General features: G+C 48.1%; 5 protein-coding genes and 1 pseudogene. 2 read left to right on the top strand and 4 right to left on the bottom strand.

What is annotated here, in order from left to right:
- Nucleotides 1–165 precede the first annotated feature (165 nt).
- Together D1841_RS16295 and D1841_RS16290 are read left to right on the top strand one after the other, a co-directional pair.
- Entirely contained in the window at nt 166–612 is a 447-nt protein-coding gene (locus D1841_RS16295) for an MBL fold metallo-hydrolase (protein ID WP_347564021.1), read from the top strand.
- Between the two features lie 48 nt (nt 613–660).
- Nucleotides 661–2,124 (top strand): DNA methylase, encoded by a 1,464-nt coding sequence (locus D1841_RS16290; protein WP_160644663.1) that lies wholly within the window; start codon nt 661–663, stop codon nt 2,122–2,124.
- A 48-nt stretch (nt 2,125–2,172) separates the two neighbouring features.
- Here D1841_RS16290 and D1841_RS16285 read toward each other — a convergent pair whose 3' ends face one another.
- The 4 genes and pseudogenes from D1841_RS16285 to D1841_RS16270 form a co-directional block, all read right to left on the bottom strand.
- Nucleotides 2,173–3,093, bottom strand: a complete 921-nt coding sequence (locus D1841_RS16285) for a diguanylate cyclase (protein WP_160644661.1) — start codon at nt 3,091–3,093, stop codon at nt 2,173–2,175.
- 275 nt (nt 3,094–3,368) lie between these two features.
- Nucleotides 3,369–4,229 (bottom strand): tyrosine-type recombinase/integrase, encoded by an 861-nt coding sequence (locus D1841_RS16280; protein ID WP_160644659.1) that lies wholly within the window; start codon nt 4,227–4,229, stop codon nt 3,369–3,371.
- A gap of 187 nt (nt 4,230–4,416) precedes the next feature.
- Nucleotides 4,417–5,040 carry a TetR/AcrR family transcriptional regulator gene (locus tag D1841_RS16275; RefSeq protein WP_160644657.1) on the bottom strand — a complete coding sequence of 208 codons (624 nt, stop codon included), beginning with the start codon at nt 5,038–5,040 and terminating at the stop codon, nt 4,417–4,419.
- Between the two features lie 54 nt (nt 5,041–5,094).
- A pseudogene (locus D1841_RS16270) lies at nt 5,095–5,334 on the bottom strand (HU family DNA-binding protein); the annotation flags it as partial.
- Between the last annotated feature and the right edge of the window lie 87 nt (nt 5,335–5,421).

The following is a 5,421-nucleotide window of genomic DNA, read 5'->3' as shown; positions in this document are numbered from 1 at the left end:
TTCTGACCATATTTTCTTAATATATTCTTCATTGATGTGCCGGAGGTTTGGATTTCACTTTGAGGGGGATTTCATCGGTATTTTAATGACATCGCCGTTCATGCAACGGAAAAAGAGTGGCTGTCCGTCGAGTTTCCGCTTCCGCTCCAAGTAGTTAAAAACAATTTGACAAAGGTTCCCTGCGATTTTCCGTCCGAATTTGATCTTGACGCTTATCATATCTTTCAAGGAACGCCGCAGACAATTTTGCACAACGGTGATTTGCTGGATTTAGGTGGACGAATTCTAAAGGTCATACACACGCCCGGACATTCTCCTGGACACTGCTGCTTTTATGAGTCGGCACGAAAATACCTGTTTGCTGGGGATTTAATTTATAGGGGTTGCCTCTATGCATTTTATCCGACCACAGATCCGCAACTTTTTTATCATTCCGTCAGAGTTGTGCAACAATATGATGTTGCCAGAATATTTCCTGGTCATCATCAGTTAGACATCCCCACTTCGCTGATGAATGATATAGAAGCAGGCTTTGCTCAGCTTGAAGAGAAAGGGCAACTCAAACAGGGGGCAGGACTGTTTGAGTTTGGCAATTTCCAGATTCAAATATGATCGACAACTTCCATTTATCGGGCGGCAACCATCAGAGGGGGCAGGAGCATGAAAGAGAAAATCTACATAGCAATCGACCTCAAGAGCTTCTATGCTTCCGTCGAGTGCGCTGAGAGAGGTCTCGATCCTCTCGATGCCAACCTTGTAGTTGCTGACGAAAGCAGGACAGATAAGACGATCTGCCTTGCGGTTTCCCCTGCTCTCAAATCCATCGGTATCTCTGGTCGTGCAAGGCTCTTTGAAGCCAAACAGCGCATCAGGGAAACGAACAGAGAACGACAGCGAAAGGCTCCTGGACATCGCTTCACCGGAAAATCCATCTTTGCTTCTGAGCTTCAGAGAGACCCATCTTTGGAACTTGACCTTGTTGTTGCTCCTCCACGCATGGCTTACTACATGGAATACAGTAAAGACATCGTGGGTATTTATATGCGCTATGTCTCAATGGATGATATTCTGGTCTACTCCATCGACGAAGTTTTCATCGACGCCACGCCTTACCTCTCCACCTACAACATGACAGCCCATGACTTTGCCATGATGCTGATTCAGGAAGTCTTGAAGGAAACTCGAATCACCGCCACCGCCGGGATTGGCTCGAATATGTACCTTGCCAAAATTGCAATGGACATTGTTGCAAAGCATATCCCCGCCGATAAAGACGGGGTTCGCATTGCCGAGCTAAACGAGATGAGCTATCGAGAGAAGCTCTGGACACACAAGCCTCTGACGGACTTCTGGCGAGTGGGCAAAGGCATTGCACGAAAGCTGGAGCAGAACGGTATGTTCACGATGGGCGACATTGCCCGTTGCTCCGAGGGCAAGGATACTGACTACTATAACGAAGATCTCCTTTATAAGCTGTTCGGCATAAATGCGGAGCTGCTGATAGACCATGCGTGGGGCTGGGAGCCGACGGAGATTGCCGACTGCAAGGCATATAAGCCGGAGTCAAAATGTCTTAGCTCCGGTCAGGTTCTCTCCCGTCCCTACTCATTCGATGAGGGAAGAATTGTCCTCCTTGAAATGGCTGACCTGCTCTCTATGGACTTAGTTCGTGCCAGACTGTTCACCGATCAGGTTGTCCTTGATGTGGGGTATGATATCGAAAACCTGACCGATTCAAAAAGAGCGGTAAAATATAAGGGTGCTATCACGACCGACTTTTACGGAAGGCAAGTTCCTAAATCCGCACATGGTTCTAAGAACCTAGGCTTGCAAACTTCCTCGACCGCCAAGATCATGGATGCGGTTTCGCTCCCGATCACTGTACCCACGGATTCTGACAGGAAGTGGTTCCTCTACCTCAGAAATCGCGGCCTCCGAATATTGGTGCAGCTCCGCCTTGTCCCCATGCAGGCCCATCAGCTTTGCCACAAAGAGTATCTGTCCTGCGGCGGTTGTTACTTCCACCCGCATACCCGAATAAATATCGAGTTCTTCTGTGCCATTTGTATCTTTATCCTCTTGAGGTGGCCGTTCTTTTGCCCTTTTTCTGAAAAGCTCCAATAAGCTCACAATATACCTCCCATATGAATTGATATTTTGATGTCAGTCAGACTACCTTTTTTCCCACAACTGTTTCAGCCTTTCATCGGCCCAAACGACCCGGTTCCGGCCGTTTTTCTTTGCATCGTACAGCATGGTGTCCGCGATTTTTAAGTAAAAATCATAGGTGCTTTCCGTATCAGGAACAATCGTGACCCCTCCGACACTGACCGTGACCCATTCAGCCACAGACGGATCATGGGGGATGTGCAGGTTTTCTACTGCCTGTCGGATTTTCTTCAAGTGTTCAAAAATCTGCTGCGAACTGTCGCCCAGGGACAATGCCACAAATTCCTCGCCGCCATAGCGGGCAAGAAAATCCGTACTGCGTTTCAAATAGGACGCCGCTGTCTGAGCAACGGAAGCGATCACCTTATCTCCGGCAGGATGGCCAAAGGTATCGTTATACACTTTGAAGCGGTCAATATCAAACATACAGATGGAGAACGGAACGTGCAGGCGGATCGCTTCTCTCCATTTTGTCGCGCTGTATTGTTCATACCGACGCCGGTTGGCAATTCCTGTCAGTTGGTCGGTCATGGATTGCTGCTCAATCTGTCTGCGATATTTGTAGAGTTTGATATGTGTGTTGACCCTTGCCTTAACGATCAGGGGAATGTATGGCTTTGTAATATAATCCACGGCTCCTAAAACAAGTCCACGCTGCTCATTCGTCACATCTGCAAGGCTGGTAATCAAGATGACCGGGATGCTTTGAGTCACGATTTGTTCCTGCAACATTTTCAGCAGCGTAAAACCGTCCATTCCAGGCATCACGACATCCAGCAGAATGAGGGAAAAATCCCCCTCGCTCACTAAACGCAGCCCGTCCTCCGCAGTTTGTGCGACGGTAATATCATACTCATCTTCTATAATTGACTTTAGCTGTGCTGCCTGCACAATGCTGTCGTCCACGATCAATATTTTTTCCATACTCATATCCCTCACCATATTTAACTCAAGCTGCCTATTAACAACTTAATTTTTGTTATGTTGTATTAGAGTGAAGCCCAACCGCCCCAATTTCACTGTAAGGACGCAGAGAATCTAAAAAAAGGCGCAAAAAAGACAGGCGAGATAAATATAGAGAGCATCCCGTCAGTTTCTTCATGCCTAAGTTGTAAAAGGACTTGTCAGAAAGCCGTTTTTCCTGTATAATACGATATGTATATTGACCTGTTGCGGTCTAAACAACAACATAACAAAAATTATGTTGTAAGGATCAGACCCAGCCGCTCCATCTGTCGGGCGTGAACAAAACCGCTCTCTGCGGTATAAATGCGGGTGGTGCTGACATTGGAATGGCCCAGAATATCCGCCAGCCGGGACAAATCCTTTTCCAGTGAGTAATACGTCCGGGCGAACAGATGCCGCAGGTTGTGGGGGAACACCTTGTCTGGCTCAACCCCGGCGCTTTCACACAGAGCCTTCATATCCCGCCAGATATTGGAGCGGTCAAGGGGTTTGCCCGTCCGCGTCACAAACACCGATCCGTCGGTGATTTTTTGTTTTTTCAGATACTTTTTCAGCAGCCCGCACAGCTTTCCAGGCAGAAAAACAGTTCGCCGTTTTCCCTTGTTCGTGACCACAGTACGGCCCAGGTTCACAGCGTCCACAGTGATAAATCGGAGTTCTGATACACGGATGCCAGTGGCGCAAATCGTTTGAAGAAGCAGGGACAGCCGTTCATTTCCCTGCCGCTGGGCCGCGTTCACCAAACGGACATATTCAGTGCGGGTCATTTCCCGGCTTTCATCACAGAAAAGGGGACGCTGTACTTTCAGCGGCCTGACAGACAGCTTCGGCCAGTCCATGAACTGGAAAAAACTGTTGACCGCTGCCAGCATGGAATTGACTGTGGCTGGGGTATAGGTATCAGCCAGATGCTCTTTCCACGCAATCACGGCCACCTTTGTGACGGCTTTCCCATTCAGAAACAACATGAAATCGTTAAGGTCATGAACATATTTCTTTACAGTGTTCTTGGCTCGCTCTTGTTCCTGGAGGTGCGCCGCATATTGGGAAATGTGGTCGGCGGTAATTGTGAAAGCTGCTTCCTGGCTGAACATGGCAATAATCTCCTTTGTATTCGATGCAGATAGTTTTCCGAATAGAAAGAAGGTTATTCCAAAGTTAGTGAATGTTCACCCCCCTTAGCGCCAAAAAAATTTGAGAACCGAGCGTGCCTTTAACCGGTATGATAGTGAACGTTCATTATCAAACTACTAAAAATGAACCGCCTCCAGCGGCACATTTTCATTTTCGTCTTGATTTTTTAGGCTTCTCCGGTTTCAAATAGCCGCTCAGTCCAGTGGTTAACAACTGAAACACAGTGTCCTCGGTTTCCTGATTGTCTGGAAGCGTCCCTTCCACCACATACTTTGCGTACATAACAGTGGATGTGAGGACGTGGAGCCACAATAAATCCTGATTGATTTTGTCCAGGCTTGGAAATACCTTTTTGAAAACGTCAACCATTCCAATAAACGTCTTGAAATAGGTCACATCCCGGTTCTTGTCATACTGGGGGAAAAACGTACTGTCCCGAAAGCGGTGATAAAAAACTGTTTCGTCCGGGCGGGATGTCCAAAACCGAAAATAGGGCACCCACAGCGCCTTTACCGCACCCATAGGGTCAGTGAGCATAAGCAGCGGGTTGAATTTCAAATGTTCAAAGATTGCCGCCGCCTGCTTGTCCACATAAGTGAAGCACTCCACCAGCAGTTGATCCTTGCCGTCAAAGTGGCGGTAAATCGCTCCTGATGAAATCCCCGCCAGCTCGCTGACGTTCTGGATGCGCACCCCTTCCAGGCCATACTGCCGTACAGCCTTGATTGCGGCAACGATGATCCGGGTCTTGGTGTCATCCAGTGTAATCACTTCCCCCCTGCAATAACCACTTCTCCTGTCACCTATTCACAGAGGAATTATATACTAAAGCGCAGCTTTTGACAATACTCTTTTCTCGCTGCTACCAAGAATGCTTTCTTTCAAGACCTTTCCCGCCTTAAACACCGGAACGCTCTGCGCCGGAATTTCCACAGTCTCCTTGGTTTGCGGATTGCGGCCTGTTCTGGCGGCCCGGTGCTTCACCTCAAAAGTGCCAAAGCCAGTCAGTTTTATTTTGCCATCCTTTTGCAAAGCCTCTGTGATTGCAGACAGCATACCATCCAAGGCAATACCGCCAATGTCATTAAGTTAGTACGCAAGGACGCACGCCAAAGGGCTAGGGGGCACAAAAAAGAGCAAAAGGAATTGGGG

The sequence above is a fragment of the Neglectibacter sp. X4 genome (assembly GCF_009917365.1).
In the GTDB taxonomy this organism is placed as follows: domain Bacteria; phylum Bacillota; class Clostridia; order Oscillospirales; family Acutalibacteraceae; genus Acutalibacter.
The sequence above is the reverse complement of the archived record's forward strand: the minus strand, read 5'-3'. Positions and strand labels throughout refer to the sequence as shown.

Excerpts from the sequence above, each read along its gene's own strand:
- D1841_RS16290 (WP_160644663.1), top strand. The coding sequence starts at position 661 with ATGAAAGAGAAAATCTACATAGCAATCGACCTCAAGAGCTTCTATGCT.
- D1841_RS16280 (WP_160644659.1), bottom strand. The coding sequence starts at position 4,229 with ATGTTCAGCCAGGAAGCAGCTTTCACAATTACCGCCGACCACATTTCC.
- D1841_RS16285 (WP_160644661.1), bottom strand. The coding sequence starts at position 3,093 with ATGGAAAAAATATTGATCGTGGACGACAGCATTGTGCAGGCAGCACAG.